This window comes from Chryseobacterium manosquense (assembly GCF_014623485.1).
Taxonomy (GTDB): Bacteria; Bacteroidota; Bacteroidia; order Flavobacteriales; family Weeksellaceae; genus Kaistella; species Kaistella haifensis.
Genome location: NZ_CP060203.1, coordinates 2,630,052 through 2,644,650 on the forward strand (window position 1 = coordinate 2,630,052; position 14,599 = coordinate 2,644,650).

Consider the following 14,599-nt stretch of genomic DNA (forward strand, 5'->3'; position numbering starts at 1 on the left):
TTATTTTTTGGTTGCTGCTTTTATCAATGCTTTAAAGAGCGGATGAGGTGATGCCACCGTACTTTTGTATTCGGGATGATACTGTACACCGACGTAGAAAGGATGGTTTTTAAGTTCAAGGGTTTCCACCAATCCGGTTTCCGGGTTCAATCCGGTAGGAGCAAGTCCATTCTTTTCGAATTCTTCTTTGTACTCGGAATTAAATTCGTATCGGTGGCGGTGTCTTTCGGAGATGTTTTTGGCTCCGTATATTTCAAAAAGTGTTGAGTTGGGTTTCAGGCTGCATTTCCATGCGCCCAATCTCATGGTTCCGCCTTTGTGCACTACATTTTTCTGTTCTTCCATTAATGAAATTACAGGGTCTGGAGTGGAGGTGTCGAATTCCATAGAGTTGGCTTTGGCGTATCCTAAAACGTTTCTGGCAAACTCAATCGTCATGATTTGCATTCCTAAACATATTCCTAATAAAGGAATATTATTTTCACGCGCGAATTTGGCTGCGGAAATTTTACCTTCTATACCTCTGTCACCAAATCCTGGTGCAATCAGCATTCCGTCGATTCCTCTTAGGGTTTCCTGAATATTAGCTTCGGTGAGGTCGCCACTATACACCCATCGTACATTAACCTCGGTTTCCAGATCTGCTCCTGCGTGGATAAATGCCTCAGCAATAGATTTATAGGAGTCTTGAAGAGAAACATATTTACCAACCAAAGCAATTTCGACCGTTTTTTTAGGGTTTTGGTACCTTTTCAGGAAACCTTTCCAATCTTTTAGATCAGCCTCTTTGTCGGATTTCAGGTTGAGCTCCTTTAAAACAACATCATCAAAGTTTTGTTTTTGCAAATAAAGCGGAACTTCATAGATGGTTTCGAGGTCGCGACATTCAATGACATTATCTAATGAAACATTGCAGAACTGAGCGAGTTTTGCACGCTGTTCTTTTGGGATTTTATGTTCGGTGCGACATACCAAAACGTCGGCTTGGATACCGCTTTCCATCAGTTGACGCACGGAGTGTTGCGATGGTTTGGTTTTGAGTTCACCGCTGGAAGCAAGGTAAGGAAGCAATGTAAGGTGAATCACCATAGAATTACTTTCGCCGAGTTCCCACTTCAGCTGTCGTACACTTTCAATATAAGGAAGCGACTCGATGTCGCCTACCGTTCCACCTATTTCGGTGATGATGATATCGTAATTTTGTTTAGCAAGAATTTTTATTCTTCGCTTAATTTCATTGGTGATGTGAGGGATTACCTGTACTGTTTTCCCCAAGAAATCACCTTTTCTTTCTTTCTCGATAACGGTTTGGTAGATTTTCCCGGTCGTTACGTTATTGTTTTGCGAAGTGGCAGAATTCAGGAATCTTTCGTAGTGTCCCAAATCCAGATCTGTTTCAGCGCCATCTTCAGTTACGTAGCATTCGCCGTGTTCATAAGGATTTAAGGTTCCTGGGTCGATATTGATATAAGGATCAAGCTTTTGAATAGTGACATTGAAGCCTCGGGATTTTAGGAGAAGTCCCAAAGAAGCGGAAACAATTCCTTTTCCCAAAGACGAAGTTACACCTCCCGTTACGAAGATGTATTTGGTGTTCTTTTTACTCATTAGATTAGGTTTGTGCAAAGTTAAGTGAATTTGCAACGCGGGACAAATTAATACTGTCGAAAGTCATGAAAATTAAGATGGATAATTGAAAAATTTTCAATATGTTGGTCTTCAAACAGTTAAAGCTTGATTGGGGTAAGAAATGTCATTTTTAATTACGAAAAAGTGCGCTTAACTTTACACTAGAAAATAGGTCCAAGAAACAGAAAACAATTAAATATTAAAGAAATGAAAAATACTCTTAAATCCGTAATGCTCCTGTTCGCTGTTACTTTTTTTGGTTTTGTAAATGCACAAAACATTACAGGTAAATCTACAAAAATCGCTGTTGACGGAACTTCTCCAATGCACGACTGGACCATGACCTCCTCTTCCGCTAATTTCAGCGGTACCATTAACGGAAACGCCATTACCAATGTTAAATTCAATATGCCTGTAAAAAACCTGAAAAGTACCAAAGGAAAAATGATGGATAACAAAGCTTATGACGCTCTGAAAGCTGATAAAGCCCCGAACATCAGTTTCACTGCGACTTCATTAAGTGTAGGTAAAGGTAATTTAGCCGGAAAACTCACAATAGCAGGAGTTACAAAAGACGTCAGCTTCCCGGTAAATGTAGTTAAAAACGGTGCATCTTATAATATTACAGGAACAGAAAACCTTAAATTATCGGATTTCGGAATGGAAAGACCAGGTTTTATGGGTATAAAAAACCGGTGATGCGATTAAGGTTACGGTAAATATTGTTGCCAAGTAGTATCATATATTTTCTTACAAAATAACCGCTCAGAGGCGGTTATTTTTTTGACTAAAATCTGCTTAATTGAAAAAAAAGCAGGAAATTCGCAACATGGCAAAAGTGAAAAAAGCATATTTCTGTCAGAACTGCGGGACACAATACCCACAGTGGCTCGGGCAGTGCAAAAACTGCGGCGAATGGAATACTTTGGTAGAAGAAATTGTTGAAAAATCCCCTGCTAAAAGCTATTCCGACCGATCGAAACAGCATATCATCAATATTATTGAAGTAGAAACTTACGAAGAACCGAGAATTAAAACTCCTTCCGAAGAACTCAATCGTGTTTTGGGTGGCGGAATCGTTTTAGGTTCTGTGACTTTAATTGGTGGCGAACCGGGAATAGGAAAATCTACATTGCTTCTTCAACTGGCTTTGAAAATGAAGAAAAAAATTCTTTATGTTTCCGGTGAAGAAAGTGCTTCCCAAATTAAAATGCGCGCCGATCGATTGACGGAACTTCAGAATCCACATTGCTATCTTTTCACTGAAACTTCATTAGAAAAAATTCTTCATGAAGCCAAAAAATTAGCTCCCGATTTTGTAATTATCGACTCCATTCAAACCCTGCAAAGTCAGTTGATTGAAAGTTCGCCCGGAACCGTTTCGCAAATTCGCGAGTGCTCCAATGAAATTATAAAATTCGCCAAGGAAACCAATACGCCTGTTTTCCTGGTTGGACATATCACTAAAGACGGACAAATTGCCGGACCGAAAGTTCTGGAACACATGGTCGATGTTGTTTTGAATTTTGACGGCGACCGAAATCATCTGTTCCGATTATTGCGCGCCAATAAAAACCGTTTTGGTTCTACCGCCGAAATCGGGATTTACGAAATGGTTTCGCAAGGATTGAAAGAGATTAAAAATCCATCAGAAATTTTGATTACCAAGAAGTTTGAGGAACTTTCCGGAAACTCAGTTGCGGTAACTTTAGAAGGTATTCGCCCGATGCTTATCGAAATTCAGGCATTGGTAAGTACCGCGGTTTACGGAACACCACAAAGAAGTTGTACAGGTTTCGATTCGAAACGGCTGAATATGTTGTTAGCCGTTCTGGAAAAACGTGCAGGTTTTCAGCTGGGTGCGAAAGACGTTTTCCTGAATATCACAGGTGGTATCAAAACTGATGATCCGGCTTTGGATTTAGCGGTAGTTGCTTCCGTTTTATCGAGCAACGAAGATGTTGCCATTTCCGAGCATTTCTGTTTTGCTGGAGAAATAGGGTTGAGCGGAGAAATTCGTCCTGTTTCACAAATAGAACAGCGAATTTCAGAAGCCGAAAAATTGGGTTATGACAAGATTTTTGTTTCTAATTTGAATAAAATTCCAAAAAAGAATTTCGGAATTACAATTGTTGAGGTAAGTAAAATTGAGGATTTTCATGAGCACCTTTTTTAGAAGTAGGATGTTTGGAGGATGGAGTATGAATTTTGGAGGATGGAGTATTAGGTATGAAGTATGAATTTTGAAGTGGTGTTTACAGTATAGAAATAATTTATAAAAAAGTGAAGTTATGGGTGATATAGTCCGTGATTTGAGTTTCCAGTTTGCTTTGGATATCATTGAACTTTATAAATATTTAGTTTCTGAAAAGAAAGAATTGGTGATGAGTAAGCAGTTATTGCGATCCGGAACTTCTGTAGGAGCGAATCTTCGCGAGGCTAAAAACGCACAGTCACCGGCAGATTTTATCCATAAAAATGCCGTTGCCCAGAAGGAGTGTGATGAATCCCTCTACTGGCTGGAACTTTTGAATGCATCAGGATATATTTCAGAAAGTAAATTTCAAGAACTGAATGAAAAGGCAACTTCTTTATTAAAGATTATTAAAAGTATCATCCTCACCAAAAAACAAAATTTAAACCCAAATTCCGCAATAGAAAAAAAAGAGTATTTTAGTATTCTAATATCCAACTGCGTAGCAGTAGAAAAAAATAAGCGATGAAATTCGAGCTATCCTTTACCAATAAAGAGATTACGCCTTGGGGAGGCATGGTGTTTTTAAAGCAAATGTTGGACAAAATCGGCTTTAGAGAGCAAATTGAAAAATGCGAATCTTTACCTGTGTCACTTTCCAATAATTCTTATAAAAAAGAAGTTTTGCTTGAATCTTTTATTACGAGTATTTGGTGTGGCGCCAATCGTTTTTTGCACACAGAAATTACCCGTGCAGATAAGGCTCTTGGGGAAATATTTGACTGGCGAAAGACCCCTGCTCAGGACGCATATAAACGCTATTTTGGCAAGTTTACACAACACATCAACCAGCAAGTTGGGCATCATTTTTTCAGTTGGTTTTTTCAGAATTTGAACCTCAATTATTTTACGTTAGACATTGATTCATCTGTAATTACTCGATACGGAGAGCAAGAGGGAGCAAAAAAAGGCTACAATCCTAAGAAAAAAGGAAGAAACAGCCATCATCCTATCATTGCATTTGTGAACGATGTAAAGATGGTTGCTAATTTTTGGCTCAGGAGCGGTGATGCTTCTTCGGCAAATAATTTTGTAGGATTTTTAGAAGAAACACTCTTAAATTTTGGGGATAAAAAAGTAGGATTAGTTCGTTTGGATAGTGGTTTTTTCCAGAAAGACATTATGGATTATCTTGAATTAAAAACACTCCAATACATCATCGCTGCAAAATTTACTCACCCCATTCAACACTTGATAGACCAGCAAGATTTTTGGATAAAAGTTGATGAGGGCATCGAAATTTGCGACAAATATTATCAAGCAAAAAACTGGGAAAAGCCAAGAAGGATAGTCATTGTAAGGCAAAAAATAGCACAACGGCCGAATGCGGCAGGCCGAATATTAAGCCTGTTTCCGGAAGATGAAATCCATAGAAATTATCGCTATTCAGCCTATATTACCAACCAAGAACAATCGGCAACAGATGTTTGGAGAACGTACCGAAACAGAGGCGATGCAGAGAATCGAATCAAGGAATTAAAGGCAGATTTTGGAGCCGAAAGTTTTAACCTTAAAGGCTTTTTCCCTACAGAAGCTGCACTTATATTTTCGATGATTGCTTATAATCTGATGTCAATTTTCAGACTGTTTGTTCTTCAGGAAAAAACGCAGAAAACATTATCTACACTACGATATAGAACCTTTGCTATTGGAGCTTATTTTGAAAAAGTAGGTGACACACTCAAACTGAAGATTGCACTCACCAAAAAACGCAGAAAATGGTTCGTCGGAATTTGGGATTACCCCATAGACTTATCTCAAAAAATTTCAACTGCGTGATTTGGGTTAAAATAAACATTTGTTCAAACTCCAAACTCCAAACTTCAAACCTCAAACCTCATCCGTCATCCTTGATCCTCCATCCTTCATCCTTGATCCTCCATCCTTCTTACTTCATCCCTCATCCTCCAAATTATGAATTTCCTCGCCCATTCTTATCTCACTTTTTCCGATGAACAGATTGTCGGGCAGTTTTTGGAAGATTTTATCCGAAACAAAGACCGTTTTTCTTTCCCTAAGAAAATCGGACAAGGAATTACTTTGCATCGCGCGATTGATACTTTTACCGACGCACATCAGGAAATTCATGAAGCTAAAAAGGTGTTCAGTCCTTTGGTAAGGCTTTATGCGGGTGCTTTTGTGGATGTGTCTTTTGATTATTTCTTGGCCAATTCTTTACCCGATAAAACATTGAAAGACCATTCTCAAAGGGTGTATCGGGTTTTGAGAAATCATGAAATGTTTTTGCCGGAAAACTTCCTTCGAATGCTCAATCACATGGAAAAAGACAATTGGTTGTACAATTATCGGGAAGATTGGGGGATTAAATTTTCCATTCAAAATGTACTCAACAAAGCGAAATATTTAGATAAAGATACCGCTGTTTTTGATGCTTTTCTAAAACATAAAGCTCAGTTACAAGTTCATTTTGATGCGTTTTTCCCCGATCTTTTGGAGGAAGTTCAGCGAATTAATGAGACTTTCAACCATTAAAAAATCTGATATAAATACCGATCAGGATAATTTAGTCTCTGGCTTTTTCGGTTTCCGTTGACGATGATGTGGATGATGTTCATTTGATCATCGAAGAAATTGTACAGCAAACTTACCGCAGTTTCTACTTTTTTCGGAGGATTTGCTTTTTCAGATTCCAAATAGATGTTCACGGATTCGCTGTCTTCTTCGTAGCCAATATAGTTGATTTTCAGGAATTTATTATCGGATTTTAGCTTTAGGTATTCTTCGCAATATTGAATCAGGTAAGCGTTAATCTGGCTTTTATATTTTTCATCATTAAAATGAACTGCTTTTCCGTATTTTTCTTTCAATGCGTTTTCTAAATCATCCAAGAAAAACTTGCCACTTATTTCGAATGTTTTTGTTTTGGAATTATAGTTAAATTCAACAGAACCAACATGATATGGATGTAAATCTTCGATTGGCAATGACTTGGAAAAAGCTGTTGTAAAGAAAAAAGCGAAAAGGATTAGGAGGAATTTTTTCATTTTAAAAGGTCGAGTATTTTTTTAGGATTTTGGCGAAGGTCGAAAAACAATAGGATTTTGATTGAATTTTCATCTTCTTTTCGGAAAAACATTCTGATGTGTTTTTTACCGATTAATGCGCTTTGGGTTTTGGATTGAGATTTTTGGTATTGCTTTATTTTTCCTTCTACAAGGGATTTCAAGACAATTTCTACATCATCCAAAAAAATATTGATTTCTTTCGGAGTCCAATTCTTTTCAAGAAATTCTAAAATTTCCAGAAAGGAAGAGTTGGCTATTTCGGAGTATTTAATCTGCATCTTGCATCATCAATAATCTTCATAAAATCATCATGAGAAATCAGATCTTCATCTTTCAGATTTTCTCCGTATTTGTCGATGGCTTCGAAGATATGAGCAGGAACTCCTTCGATCATTTCATAGGGTTGTGGAAGAACTTTTACGCCCTTTAACCGCTCCAGAAGTTGTTTGATGAAATCGTAGTCTTCCTTGTTTTCTATTTCTATGGTGAGATTCATCTTTGTAATTTTAAACAAAGTTAAAATAAATTTTGTATTATCGTGCCTCTAAAAATTATACGACAGATGCAGGATTTTATTCTTTATTTAAAATTGGGTTGGGAACATATTATTTCCTTGGATGCGCTTGATCATCAGCTTTTTGTGTTGGTTTTAATGGCGATTTATGTATTCAAGGATTGGAAAAAAATCCTTTGGGTGGTTACCGCATTTACCATTGGGCATTCGATTACTTTGGTTCTAAGTGCATTCGATATTTTGCGCGCACCAGCGAAATGGATCGAGTTTCTGATTCCTTTAACCATCGTGATTACAGCTTTAGATAATATTTTGATGCGGAATAAGCCACAGAATTTAATGCAGGTGAATTATTTTTTCGCTTTGTTTTTCGGATTGATTCATGGGATGGGATTTGCAAATACCGCCAGAATGATGATGTCGAAAGAGCAAAGTATTATAGTTCCACTTTTAGGTTTCAATATCGGGTTGGAAGTTGGGCAAATTGCTGTAGTTATCGTGATTATGATCCTTCATTTCGTGATGCTTACTTTGTTTAGAATCAACAAAAAAGAATGGGTAATGTTTGTTTCCTCGGCCGTTTTTGCATTAGCTTTGAAAATGGCTTTGGAAAGAATTCCTTTTTAATATGTTAAATTTCTCATTTATCATTCTTTTTTTGTAACGATTTCATAGTTTTGAATACTCTTAATTAAAACAACAACATTCCATGAAGTTTAAGTCCATCATTTTGACATTATTTATTCCTTTTGGAATTTACGCTCAGGATATCCAAAACAATCCGAAGAGCAACCACGGCAATAAGTTTGAGCGGCTTGGCACAATCCTGCCGACGCCCAATGTCTATAGAACTGCTTCCGGCGCGCCTGGGCAAGGTTACTGGCAAAACCGCGCAGATTATGATATTACCGCCTATTTGGATGAGGATAAAAGAAATCTAAGAGGGTCCGAAACCGTTACCTATTACAACAATTCTCCAGACGATCTGGATTATCTGTGGCTTCAGCTCGATGAAAATCAGCAGTCTACTGAAAAAAATGCGGGCTATCATGATTCATCGTTTATTCCAAAACAGACCACGACCGACCGTTTGAAAGTAACCGACCTGCCGGAAAAAAACAACGGGTACGGCGTTAATCTCGAAAAAGTAACTGATGCTTCCGGAAAACCTTTAAAATATGTGGTGAATAAAACCATGATGCGTATTGACTTGCCTAAAGTTTTGAAAAAAGGTGAAAAATTTGTCTTTAAAATCGACTGGAATTATAATATTCCCAACCGGATGACTATGGGCGGAAGAGGCGGTTACGAAAACTTCCCCGAAGATGGAAACGATCTTTATACGATTACGCAATGGTTCCCGAGAATGTGTGTGTACAGTGATTTCAAAGGCTGGCAAAACAACCAATTCACCGGAAGAGGCGAATTTGCTTTAGCTTTCGGAGATTATAAAGTGACGATGAACGTTCCTGCGGATCATATCGTGGCATCAACGGGTGTTGGTAAAAATTTCGAACAGGTTCTGACACCTGCTCAGCTTCAGCGTTGGAAGCAGGCGCAGACTGCAAATGAGCCGCTGGAAATTGTAACTTTAGAAGAAGCAAAAAAAGCCGAAAGGAACAAGTCCAAGCAAAGAAAAACCTGGGTTTTCGAAGCAGAAAATGTGCGTGATTTCGCCTGGACTTCTTCAAGAAAATTCGTTTGGGATGCGATGAAAGTAGTAATTCCTGAAAACAACAACCAGGTCATGGCGATGAGTCTTTATCCAAAAGAAGCATACAACCTTTACAGAAAATTCTCTACAAAAGCAGTCGCACATACCATAAAAACCTATTCGGAATACACCATCCCTTATCCTTATCCTGTAGCCCAATCTGTCGAAGCTGCCAACGGGATGGAATATCCGATGATCTGCTTCAACTACGGTAGAACTGAAAAAGACGGAACCTATTCCGAAGGAATCAAAAACGGAATGATTGGAGTGATTATTCACGAAGTTGGACATAATTTCTTCCCAATGATCATCAATTCCGATGAAAGACAATGGAGCTGGATGGATGAAGGGTTGAATACTTTTGTGGAATATTTAACCGAAGAAAAATGGGATAATAAATTCCCCTCAAGAAGAGGTCCCGCTCACACGATTGTTGATTATATGAAGCTTCCGAAAGAGCAGTTGGAACCCATCATGACGAATTCCGAGAATATCATTCATTTTGGTCCGAACGCTTATGCAAAACCGGCAACTGGATTGAATATTCTGCGCGAAACTATTATGGGAAGAGAACTTTTTGATGAGGCTTTTAAAACGTATTCTAAAAGATGGGCATTCAAACATCCTGAACCTGCAGATTTTTTCAGAACGATGAATGATGCAAGTGCCGAAAACCTTGATTGGTTCTGGAGAGGTTGGTTCTACGGAATTGATCCTGTGGATATTTCTATTGATAAATTAACAGTGGCGTCTCCGAATTTGGAGGTCGAACCTAAATCCCGCGAGATTACTTATACCGTAGATGAGCCGCTTCAAAATGATTTTGAAGATATTTCGAAAATCCGAAACAGAAATGATAAAAATATCAGTTTCTACACCGATAAAGACAAAGAAACCCAAGATTTCTACTGGAGATACAACCGAGGATTGGAGAAAGTTGATCAGAACAAAAAATATACTTTGAAAGTTGATAATTTGGAGAAAATTCCGAATAATGAGAAAGCAAAATTAAAGGATATTTATGCGTATCAAATCGATTTCAGCAATAAAGGTGGATTGGTAATGCCGATCATTCTTGAGTTTACTTTTGAAGATGGCAGCAAATTGAATGATAAATCTTCCGCGCAAATCTGGAGAAAAAATGAGCAGAAAGTTTCGAAAACTTATTATTTCGATAAAAAACTGAAATCCATTCAACTGGATCCGATGCGAGAAACCGCGGACATCGATACTTCTAATAATTTCTGGGGAGAAATTCCAGAACCGGCTTCAAAATTTGAAGTCTTCAAACAGAAAAACGGAGAAACCGTGCGAGGAGCTGCACAAGGAAAAGTAAATCCGATGCAGGCCGCCGGAAAGAAAAATTAAAAAAACCAAAAAGAAAGTCATTCAAATCGCTGAATGGCTTTTTTTCTGCCAAAATTGCACATCCTTCTTCTTTAAAAATGACAGTTTTGCCGTTAGTTTCTCTTGGCATTATTTTGGAGAAAAGTCGGGTGTATAATAATAATTTAAAATTAAAAAAATATGTCAGTAAATTTTAAACCTTTAGCAGACCGAGTATTGATAGAACCAACGGCTGCAGAAACGAAAACCGCGTCAGGAATCATCATTCCGGACACAGCAAAAGAAAAACCACAAGAAGGAACTGTAGTTGCAGTTGGACCTGGAAAAAAAGACGAGCCAATGACAGTAAACGTTGGCGATAAAGTGCTTTACGGAAAATACTCAGGAACAGAACTGAAATTCGAAGGAAAAGACTACCTGATTGTGAAGGAAGGAGATCTTTTGGGAATTGTTGGGTAGCAGTAAGCAATAGGCAAGAAGCAGGATGCGAAACTACAGAAAATATGAGGTTTGGGAAATTGGTCATAAATTAACTAAAGAAATTTATCTTCTTACTTCAAAATTTCCGAAAGAAGAAATCTACGGATTAACTTCTCAGATTCGAAGAGCATCAGTTTCAATTCCTACCAATATTGCAGAAGGTTGCGGACGTTTAACCGACAAAGAATTCGGAAGGTTTATTGATATAAGTATAGGTTCGTTAAATGAAACAGAATATCTTTTATTCTTATCAACAGAATTTAATTTCATCTCAGAATCAGAATTTGAACCAATTGCAATTCAAATGAATCTTCTCCGACAAAAATTAATTCAACTCAGAAAAAAATTATTATAATAAAAACCAGCGGTTTTGCATTAGGCTTCCTGCCTCCTGCGTCCCGCTTAAAGCATTAAAAAAATGGCAAAAGAAATAAAATTCGATATCGAATCAAGAGACGCACTAAAAAGAGGTGTTGATGCTCTTGCAAACGCAGTAAAAGTAACATTGGGTCCAAAAGGACGTAACGTAGTGATCGAAAAATCTTTCGGTGCACCACACGTAACCAAAGACGGGGTTTCCGTGGCAAAAGAAATTGAGCTGGAAGACAAAGTTGAAAACATGGGTGCTCAGATGGTGAAAGAAGTTGCTTCTAAAACCAACGATATTGCCGGAGACGGAACAACCACTGCGACAGTTTTAGCTCAGGCAATCGTTCGTGAAGGGCTGAAAAATGTAGCGGCAGGTGCTAACCCAATGGATCTGAAGAGAGGAATCGATAAAGCGGTAACCGCTGTTGTTGAAAACCTAAAATCTCAGTCTCAAGTTGTTGGTGATTCTTCAGAGAAAATCAAACAAGTTGCGGCAATTTCTGCAAATAACGACGATACTATCGGTTCGTTAATCGCAGAAGCTTACGGAAAAGTTGGTAAAGAAGGCGTAATTACTGTTGAAGAAGCAAAAGGAACCGATACAACCGTAGACGTGGTTGAAGGAATGCAGTTCGACAGAGGTTACCAGTCTCCATACTTCGTAACCAACCCTGAGAAAATGGTTGCTGAATTAGAGAATCCTTATATCCTTTTGGTAGAGAAAAAAATCTCTTCCATGAAAGAATTGCTGCCGGTTTTGGAGCCGGTTGCTCAGGCAGGAAAATCGCTTTTAATTATTTCTGAAGAAGTGGAAGGTGAAGCTTTGGCAACTTTGGTGGTAAATAAATTGAGAGGTTCTTTGAAAATCGCTGCGGTAAAAGCACCGGGATTCGGCGACAGAAGAAAAGCAATGTTAGAAGACATCGCAATCTTAACAGGTGGACAAGTAATTTCTGAGGAAAGAGGTTTCACTATGGAAAACGCTACTTTGGAAATGCTTGGAACTGCTGAAAAGGTTTCTATTGACAAAGACAATACTACCATTGTAAATGGTGGTGGTGATGAAGCGCAGATTAAAGGTCGCGTAAACCAAATCAAAGCGCAAATGGAAACCACGACTTCCGATTATGACAGAGAAAAACTTCAGGAACGTCTTGCAAAATTAGCAGGAGGTGTGGCAGTTCTTTACGTTGGTGCTGCTTCCGAAGTAGAAATGAAAGAGAAAAAAGACCGTGTAGATGATGCACTTCATGCAACCAGAGCTGCCGTAGAAGAAGGTATTGTACCTGGAGGTGGTGTTGCTTTGGTAAGAGCAATTTCTGCAATTAATGTAGAAGGAAGCAACCTGGACGAAACTACCGGTATCAAAATCGTGAAGAGAGCCATCGAAGAGCCATTGAGACAAATCGTAGCCAACGCAGGTGGAGAAGGTTCCGTAATCGTAGCTAAAGTAGCGGAAGGAAGCGGAGATTTCGGTTTCAACGCGAAGAACGACGAGTATGTAAACATGTACGAAGCAGGAATCATCGACCCAACCAAAGTGGTGCGTGTAGCTTTAGAAAACGCAGCTTCAGTTGCAGGGATGCTTCTAACTACCGAGTGTGTTATCACCGAGGTGAAGAAAGACGAACCAGCCATGCCAATGGGCGGCGGTATGCCGGGCATGATGTAAGACTGGCTGCCAAAACCTTATAGGTTTCTGAAACCTATAAGGTTTCGAAAGTTTCGAGATATACAAATCCGTTCAGAATTTTCTGGGCGGATATTTTTTTGTAGCCGGGAACCTGCTCTCCGCTATTACTTCTCGCTCTGCCGCTCCCGGCTCGTACCTCGCCGTCCGCGGCTTCACTGTGGGGTAGCCGCTGCGATCAGGGCTAAGGGGTTTGGGATTCTGAAAATATCTTTGAAAGAATAATTTTAGCATAGGGTATTTTTAAATACAAGATTTTATTTTTGATTTATCAAATAGGATGTTTGATAGTAAAAAATAAATGTCTAAATTTGTAACCATTGTATAAGGTTAATAAACTTGGTTATGAATGATTATATAACATTGGCAGAAGCTTCAGAACTAATAGGTAAGAGTAAAGAAACCTTAAGGCGTTGGGATAGGGAAGGTAAACTCTCCGCAGTGCGTGAGCCCATAAGCAATTATCGTGTTTATAAGAAGTCAGAGGTTTTAAATTTATTTTCAGATTTTATTACTGAAAACACAATAGAAACTTTCTCTAATTATATTAAACCTGAAAATGAATACAAAGTTTTGGAGCTTTTTGCTGGCGCAGGAGGGTTAGCAATTGGTATGGAGAAGGCGGGTCTTAACTGTGTCGCACTTAATGAAATAGATAAGTTTGCGTGTGCAACGTTAAGACAAAATCGTCCGAATTGGAAGGTGTTAGAGGGTGATATAAAAGATTTTGATTTTTCTGATTTTCGTAATAAAGTTGATGTTGTAACAGGAGGATTCCCTTGTCAGGCTTTTAGCTATGCTGGTAAGAAACTAGGTCTTGCAGATGCACGTGGAACATTGTTCTATGAATTTGCTCGTGTTGTAAAAGAAGTAAATCCACCAATTTGTATTGGTGAAAATGTTCGTGGATTGTTGAGTCATGATGGCGGAAAAACGCTAAAAGGAATGATTTCTATTTTGGACGAAATAGGTTACAAAGTAGTTCCAGTAGAAGTTTTGAAAGCAATCAATTATAAAGTTCCACAAAAAAGAGAGCGTTTGATCTTAGTTGGTATCAGAAAGGATATTGAAATTAAATATGAATATCCGAAACCATATCATAAGGTGTACAACCTTAAAGACGCCTTGAAAAAGGGAGAATTATTTGATACAGATGTTCCAAAATCTGAAGGAGCTAAATACCCGAAAAGTAAAAGAGAGGTGCTAGAATTAGTTCCACCAAAAGGATATTGGAGAGATTTACCATTGGAGGTACAGAAATCATTTATGGGAGGTAGCTTTTATTTAGGTGGAGGAAAAACAGGGATTGCCCGACGAATTGGGTGGGATGAACCTTGTTTGACTTTAACTTGTAGTCCTGCGCAGAAACAAACCGAACGTTGTCATCCAGAAGAAACTAGACCATTTACCGTTCGAGAATATGCCCGAATTCAGACCTTTCCGGATGATTGGGAATTTGCAGGTTCGATAGCTCAACAGTACAAGCAAATTGGGAATGCAGTTCCAGTAAATTTAGGAATGGAAGTAGGTTATTCTATTGTCAAATTTTTGAATGAACACTATAAAGTAAAATAGA

15 protein-coding genes are annotated in these 14,599 nt (G+C 38.4%); 11 read left to right on the top strand and 4 right to left on the bottom strand.

All coding sequences use genetic code 11. The features are described 5' to 3' along the window. Nucleotides 1-1,608, bottom strand: coding sequence for a CTP synthase (locus H0S70_RS12550; RefSeq protein WP_088264454.1), 1,608 nt, complete (start codon nucleotides 1,606-1,608; stop codon nucleotides 1-3). 228 nt (nucleotides 1,609-1,836) lie between these two features. Here H0S70_RS12550 and H0S70_RS12555 point away from each other — a divergent pair, with 228 nt between their 5' ends. The 5 genes from H0S70_RS12555 (at nucleotide 1,837) to H0S70_RS12575 (ending at nucleotide 6,376) form a co-directional block, all read left to right on the top strand. Continuing rightward, nucleotides 1,837-2,328: a YceI family protein gene (locus tag H0S70_RS12555; RefSeq protein WP_031501520.1), complete on the top strand. Its 492-nt coding sequence runs from the start codon at nucleotides 1,837-1,839 to the stop codon at nucleotides 2,326-2,328. 130 nt (nucleotides 2,329-2,458) lie between these two features. Then, complete coding sequence (radA, locus tag H0S70_RS12560) at nucleotides 2,459-3,805, top strand: DNA repair protein RadA (RefSeq protein ID WP_188322249.1); 1,347 nt, start codon at nucleotides 2,459-2,461, stop codon at nucleotides 3,803-3,805. Between the two features lie 115 nt (nucleotides 3,806-3,920). Next, nucleotides 3,921-4,352: a four helix bundle protein gene (locus H0S70_RS12565; RefSeq protein WP_188321039.1), complete on the top strand. Its 432-nt coding sequence runs from the start codon at nucleotides 3,921-3,923 to the stop codon at nucleotides 4,350-4,352. Further along, nucleotides 4,349-5,662, top strand: coding sequence for an IS1380 family transposase (locus H0S70_RS12570; RefSeq protein ID WP_123247981.1), 1,314 nt, complete (start codon nucleotides 4,349-4,351; stop codon nucleotides 5,660-5,662). Before H0S70_RS12565 ends, H0S70_RS12570 begins: the two co-directional genes overlap by 4 nt. A 135-nt stretch (nucleotides 5,663-5,797) precedes the next feature. Continuing rightward, the gene (locus tag H0S70_RS12575) at nucleotides 5,798-6,376 is read left to right on the top strand and encodes an acyl carrier protein phosphodiesterase (RefSeq protein ID WP_188321040.1); all 579 of its coding nucleotides are present in this window, start codon (nucleotides 5,798-5,800) and stop codon (nucleotides 6,374-6,376) included. Here the strand turns inward: H0S70_RS12575 and H0S70_RS12580 are convergent. From H0S70_RS12580 to H0S70_RS12590, 3 genes are read right to left on the bottom strand one after another with little or no spacing between them, the layout of a single operon-like run. After that, a complete protein-coding gene (locus H0S70_RS12580; RefSeq protein ID WP_228453747.1) occupies nucleotides 6,373-6,888 on the bottom strand; it encodes a DUF6702 family protein in 516 nt (171 codons plus the stop codon). The genes H0S70_RS12575 and H0S70_RS12580 overlap by 4 nt on opposite strands. Continuing rightward, nucleotides 6,885-7,187, bottom strand: a complete 303-nt coding sequence (locus H0S70_RS12585; RefSeq protein ID WP_188321041.1) for a hypothetical protein — start codon at nucleotides 7,185-7,187, stop codon at nucleotides 6,885-6,887. Before H0S70_RS12585 ends, H0S70_RS12580 begins: the two co-directional genes overlap by 4 nt. Continuing rightward, a complete protein-coding gene (locus tag H0S70_RS12590; RefSeq protein WP_123248941.1) occupies nucleotides 7,163-7,405 on the bottom strand; it encodes a hypothetical protein in 243 nt (80 codons plus the stop codon). Before H0S70_RS12590 ends, H0S70_RS12585 begins: the two co-directional genes overlap by 25 nt. 66 nt (nucleotides 7,406-7,471) lie before the next feature. Between H0S70_RS12590 and H0S70_RS12595 the strand changes: the two genes are divergently transcribed. From H0S70_RS12595 to dcm, 6 genes are all read left to right on the top strand, one after another. Next, nucleotides 7,472-8,050, top strand: coding sequence for a HupE/UreJ family protein (locus H0S70_RS12595; RefSeq protein ID WP_188321042.1), 579 nt, complete (start codon nucleotides 7,472-7,474; stop codon nucleotides 8,048-8,050). A gap of 82 nt (nucleotides 8,051-8,132) precedes the next feature. After that, a complete protein-coding gene (locus tag H0S70_RS12600) occupies nucleotides 8,133-10,505 on the top strand; it encodes a M1 family metallopeptidase (protein WP_188321043.1) in 2,373 nt (790 codons plus the stop codon). A 159-nt stretch (nucleotides 10,506-10,664) separates the two neighbouring features. Next, complete coding sequence (locus H0S70_RS12605; protein WP_188321044.1) at nucleotides 10,665-10,943, top strand: co-chaperone GroES; 279 nt, start codon at nucleotides 10,665-10,667, stop codon at nucleotides 10,941-10,943. A 25-nt stretch (nucleotides 10,944-10,968) separates the two neighbouring features. Further along, a complete protein-coding gene (locus H0S70_RS12610; RefSeq protein ID WP_123904172.1) occupies nucleotides 10,969-11,319 on the top strand; it encodes a four helix bundle protein in 351 nt (116 codons plus the stop codon). 63 nt (nucleotides 11,320-11,382) lie between these two features. Next, nucleotides 11,383-13,005 carry a chaperonin GroEL gene (gene groL, locus H0S70_RS12615; RefSeq protein WP_188321045.1) on the top strand — a complete coding sequence of 541 codons (1,623 nt, stop codon included), beginning with the start codon at nucleotides 11,383-11,385 and terminating at the stop codon, nucleotides 13,003-13,005. A gap of 357 nt (nucleotides 13,006-13,362) precedes the next feature. Next, nucleotides 13,363-14,598, top strand: a complete 1,236-nt coding sequence (dcm, locus tag H0S70_RS12620) for a DNA (cytosine-5-)-methyltransferase (protein ID WP_221177712.1) — start codon at nucleotides 13,363-13,365, stop codon at nucleotides 14,596-14,598. Nucleotide 14,599 lies beyond the last annotated feature (1 nt).

Excerpts from the sequence above, each read along its gene's own strand:
- H0S70_RS12550 (WP_088264454.1), bottom strand. The coding sequence starts at position 1,608 with ATGAGTAAAAAGAACACCAAATACATCTTCGTAACGGGAGGTGTAACT.
- H0S70_RS12555 (WP_031501520.1), top strand. The coding sequence starts at position 1,837 with ATGAAAAATACTCTTAAATCCGTAATGCTCCTGTTCGCTGTTACTTTT.
- radA (WP_188322249.1), top strand. The coding sequence starts at position 2,459 with ATGGCAAAAGTGAAAAAAGCATATTTCTGTCAGAACTGCGGGACACAA.
- H0S70_RS12565 (WP_188321039.1), top strand. The coding sequence starts at position 3,921 with ATGGGTGATATAGTCCGTGATTTGAGTTTCCAGTTTGCTTTGGATATC.
- H0S70_RS12570 (WP_123247981.1), top strand. The coding sequence starts at position 4,349 with ATGAAATTCGAGCTATCCTTTACCAATAAAGAGATTACGCCTTGGGGA.
- H0S70_RS12575 (WP_188321040.1), top strand. The coding sequence starts at position 5,798 with ATGAATTTCCTCGCCCATTCTTATCTCACTTTTTCCGATGAACAGATT.
- H0S70_RS12580 (WP_228453747.1), bottom strand. The coding sequence starts at position 6,888 with ATGAAAAAATTCCTCCTAATCCTTTTCGCTTTTTTCTTTACAACAGCT.
- H0S70_RS12585 (WP_188321041.1), bottom strand. The coding sequence starts at position 7,187 with ATGCAGATTAAATACTCCGAAATAGCCAACTCTTCCTTTCTGGAAATT.
- H0S70_RS12590 (WP_123248941.1), bottom strand. The coding sequence starts at position 7,405 with ATGAATCTCACCATAGAAATAGAAAACAAGGAAGACTACGATTTCATC.
- H0S70_RS12595 (WP_188321042.1), top strand. The coding sequence starts at position 7,472 with ATGCAGGATTTTATTCTTTATTTAAAATTGGGTTGGGAACATATTATT.
- H0S70_RS12600 (WP_188321043.1), top strand. The coding sequence starts at position 8,133 with ATGAAGTTTAAGTCCATCATTTTGACATTATTTATTCCTTTTGGAATT.
- H0S70_RS12605 (WP_188321044.1), top strand. The coding sequence starts at position 10,665 with ATGTCAGTAAATTTTAAACCTTTAGCAGACCGAGTATTGATAGAACCA.
- H0S70_RS12610 (WP_123904172.1), top strand. The coding sequence starts at position 10,969 with ATGCGAAACTACAGAAAATATGAGGTTTGGGAAATTGGTCATAAATTA.
- groL (WP_188321045.1), top strand. The coding sequence starts at position 11,383 with ATGGCAAAAGAAATAAAATTCGATATCGAATCAAGAGACGCACTAAAA.